This is a genomic window from Microcystis sp. T1-4 (assembly GCF_000297435.1).
Taxonomy (GTDB): Bacteria; Cyanobacteriota; Cyanobacteriia; order Cyanobacteriales; family Microcystaceae; genus Microcystis.
The window spans coordinates 1-1661 of the sequence record NZ_CAIP01000292.1 but is presented as its reverse complement, the minus strand read 5'-3'; the positions used below and the strand labels follow the sequence as shown (position 1 = coordinate 1661).

2 protein-coding genes are annotated in these 1661 nt (G+C 40.7%); both read right to left on the bottom strand.

Annotation, left to right across the window (positions count from 1 at the left end):
- Positions 1–143: 143 nt before the first annotated feature.
- Positions 144–1043 (bottom strand): amino acid ABC transporter substrate-binding protein, encoded by a 900-nt coding sequence (locus MICAI_RS16320; protein ID WP_008204522.1) that lies wholly within the window; start codon positions 1041–1043, stop codon positions 144–146.
- Positions 1044–1084: 41 nt separating this feature from the next.
- A complete protein-coding gene (locus MICAI_RS16315) occupies positions 1085–1291 on the bottom strand; it encodes a hypothetical protein (RefSeq protein WP_008204520.1) in 207 nt (68 codons plus the stop codon).
- Positions 1292–1661 lie beyond the last annotated feature (370 nt).

Below are 1661 nucleotides of genomic sequence, written 5' to 3'. Positions count from 1 at the left end.
ATGGGTTTGAAACAGGATTTATTAGGGTCAACAAGAGTTTTAGGGAGACAAATTAATCAAGACTTTTGCCCCTTGACCCCCCCAACCCCCCGACATCGGGAGGCTCTTGTACTTTTCAATTGATACCTGAAAAGGTCTTGATTTTAGGGAAATATAGTTAAAGGAATCCATTCATAGGTGTTGACAATGCCTTGAAAATAATCATTAATAGTTTCTCTGGAATAGGGAACAACCCCGTCTTCACCAAACCAACGTTCATAAATTGTCACCGCTTGTTGTTGGTCGCTAACGATCCCTTCCATGAATTTTAATAAGGTGTAATTCACCGTATCGCGCCATTTAGAATCATTCTCAGGTAAAGTACAGGCATAGGATTCGTACGCGTAGGGATAGGAGGGAACTATGGCTAAATTATTGGGATTTTTAGCGCTTTTCCTTAAGCCTTCCAGGGTAATACCATCACTGGCAAAACCGTCAATTTCTCCCGCTTCTAGTTTTTGTAAACCCTCGCCACGGTTTTTAACTTTGACCAAAATAGCGGCGGGTTGTTGGGTTTTAATCACCGCTTCATTAGTAGTATTGGCAATTACTCCAATTCGTCTGCCTGCCAAGCTACCGATGTCATCGAGATTACTACCTTTGCGGGTTAACAATTGAGTGCCACTGGCAAAATAACTAACGGAAAAATCCACCTCATTTTCTCTTTTCCAAGTAAAAGTAGTGGAGCCACACTCTATATCTATCACCCCTGTTTTTAACTTTTCAAAACGATTTTCGGGAGTAACCTCAACAATTTTTAATTTAATCGGTTTTCCTAACTTCCGTTCGGTTTCTTTGCGAATTAACTCTAACATATCAAGGCTGTAACCCACCCACTTGCCTTGGGAGTTGACAAAACCAAAGGGAATAGCATCTTTACGAGCGCCGGCAGTAATTACCCCAGTTTTTTGAATGCGATCGAAGATTGCTCCGGCAAGGCTAGAATGGTTACTGGTGACGGTTAAAGCTACTGTCATCGTCATGACGGCAAGTATAAGCTTCATTTTTTTCCCTAATCTGAAAGTGGCTCAAGTCTGGGACTGTTTCAGAAGACTGAGAGTTTCCCAAAGGAAGATTTTTCAGTGGCGATTGCTGGGGACAAAAAAAGAGGAGAGATGTTACTCTCTCCCCCTTTTAGTTTTTTGGACAACATTTTAAATTGTTTTTTCAGTTGTCGCTGTCGGGCCGAACCACCCTTGCCTTTGTCGTTACGTCCCTGACGGCGGGGGGACTCCCATCGCTTAAGTCGCATAGTCTTTAATTCCAATTTAGTCAGTTATATTTACTGTAACAGGTTTAACGTCAGTTTGGGTTAAGGAATTGAAACTGTGACAACTCAAGCTCTCTGTCACCCTGTGAGATGCCGAACTCTAGTTAACCAACCTTAAACACTCACCCCTTCCCAATAGACCTCGACCTAATATTATCTCAAGACCAAAAGTCTTTCTAGTTAAGGAATCTACCCGAATAAAAATTATTTTAATTGCCTCATATTTTTTCAGTGAAATTGAATTAGCAACGATAGATATACATTTCAGCTATCGAACTACTTAATTAGTATATAGGCTAAAAGCAAGCTGTGACTGGGTTATAATTTTGGAAGATGTCTAATTCATAATTCA

What these genes read in the sequence shown, in the direction of transcription:
- MICAI_RS16320 (WP_008204522.1), bottom strand. Translation starts at nt 1,043, where the DNA reads ATGAAGCTTATACTTGCCGTCATGACGATGACAGTAGCTTTAACCGTC.
- MICAI_RS16315 (WP_008204520.1), bottom strand. Translation starts at nt 1,291, where the DNA reads ATGCGACTTAAGCGATGGGAGTCCCCCCGCCGTCAGGGACGTAACGAC.